This window comes from Frankia sp. CcWB2 (assembly GCF_977927585.1).
The window spans coordinates 5,448-7,002 of sequence record NZ_CDWRCM010000171.1 but is presented as its reverse complement, the minus strand read 5'-3'; the positions used below and the strand labels follow the sequence as shown (position 1 = coordinate 7,002).

Genomic DNA, 1,555 nt, shown 5'->3' with positions numbered 1-1,555 from the left:
TTCCGCGTCCGCGACGTCGGCCTGACGATGCCGGCCCGGGGAACGCCGCCCCGTGCTGGCGACGCGACCGGTCGCCCACGCGGTCCCGGAAAGACCGGAAAGATCCGACGGTCCCGCACCGCCCGCGGGGAAACCGGCGGGACCGGCTCTCCCCGGACCGAACGGCGACGACCCCCCGGGCTGGCGGCCATACGACAGGTCCGGCGGAACGCCGACGGGTGAGGCAGGCGGCATCGTCGGCCCGTCGACCACTGAGGTCCCCGCCGATCCCGAGGTGCCCGGCGTTCCAGGCGTGCCCGGCGTCGTCGGCGCGGCCGTACCCGCCCGGGCCAGGTCGGTGACCGCCCGGTCCACCTCGTCGGAGGCCAGGACCCCGCGCAGGCGCAGCATCGCACCGATGATCTCACCCTGCTGGTGACGCAACGCCTCGAGCGAGGCGGTGCACCGGGCGATCTCCGCCTGCAGCTCAGCGTGCCGCTCCCGGGCGAGCCGGCGGCTCTCCTCCACGGCGTCGAGGAGGAGCTTCTCGGCCTGTTCCCGAGCCTCCCGCACGATCGGGTGGTTCGCCCCGGCGTCCTCGATCACCTCTTCCAGCGCCGCCTCCGCGATCTGACGGGCGCCGGTGACGATCTCCTCGGCCTCCTGCTGGGCGATGGTCAGCATCTGGCCAATCCGACCGCCGGCCTGCGCGGCCAGGCCCTCGACGCCCATGTTCGCGCTGCGGACCCGCTCGTTCTTCAGGGCGCTTTCGGCCGCGGCCGCGCGCGAGGTCACCTGGCTGGCGTAACGCCACAGCGTGGCCAGGTAGTCGTCGACCTGATGAGGGTCGTAGCCATACGCGACCTCGTCGAAGGCGGGCCGTTCGGTCGCTGCCCCGGGATCCACCCGGCGATGGTGAGCTCCCATCCTCAGCTCCCTCTGGGTCTGACGGGTTCAAGGTCTACACCCAGCAGTGTGTCAACGAGACGCCGCACGAGTGCGGGCGCCTCCCCCCAGGCGGGCACGTCACCGCCAGAACCGCGAACCGGGCCCCCCGGATTGGTGGGATCCGGGCCCGCACCGGCGGAGCCGCCCGCATCAGCGAGCGCGGCGCCAGCCCAGGCGTCCACCGCGGCGACGGCACCCGGGGCGTCAAGGTCGTCGGCGAGCCGCTCACGCACGGCGGCGAGCAGTCCCATGGCGTCGGGCCCGGTGGGCAGGGCGACGGCGGCCCGCCACCGGTTCATCCGGTCCACAGCGTCGTCGAGCAGGCCCGGCGTCCACTCCCAGTCCTCGGTGTGCCGATGATCGAGCAGGGCCAGACGCAGGGCCGCCGGATCCACCCCGGCCCGGCGCAGCCGGGAGACGAACTCCAGGTTGCCCCGCGACTTCGACATCTTGTGGCCGTCGAGGCTCACCATCGCGGTGTGCACGTAGCTGCGGGCGAACGGCTGAATGCCGGCGGCGACCTCGGCATGCGCCGCGCTGCACTCGTGGTGCGGAAAGCTCAGGTCGGTCCCGCCACCCTGGATGTCGATGACCCCGCCGAGATAGTGGCGGGCGATGGCGGCGCACT

1 protein-coding gene and 1 pseudogene are annotated in these 1,555 nt (G+C 73.4%); both read right to left on the bottom strand.

The features are described 5' to 3' along the window. A partial coding sequence (locus ACY45C_RS16510) for a DivIVA domain-containing protein (protein WP_462188467.1) occupies positions 1-885 on the bottom strand: 885 nt, incomplete at its 3' end. A 23-nt stretch (positions 886-908) separates the two neighbouring features. Then, positions 909-1,555: pseudogene (locus ACY45C_RS16505) on the bottom strand (cysteine--1-D-myo-inosityl 2-amino-2-deoxy-alpha-D-glucopyranoside ligase); the annotation flags it as partial.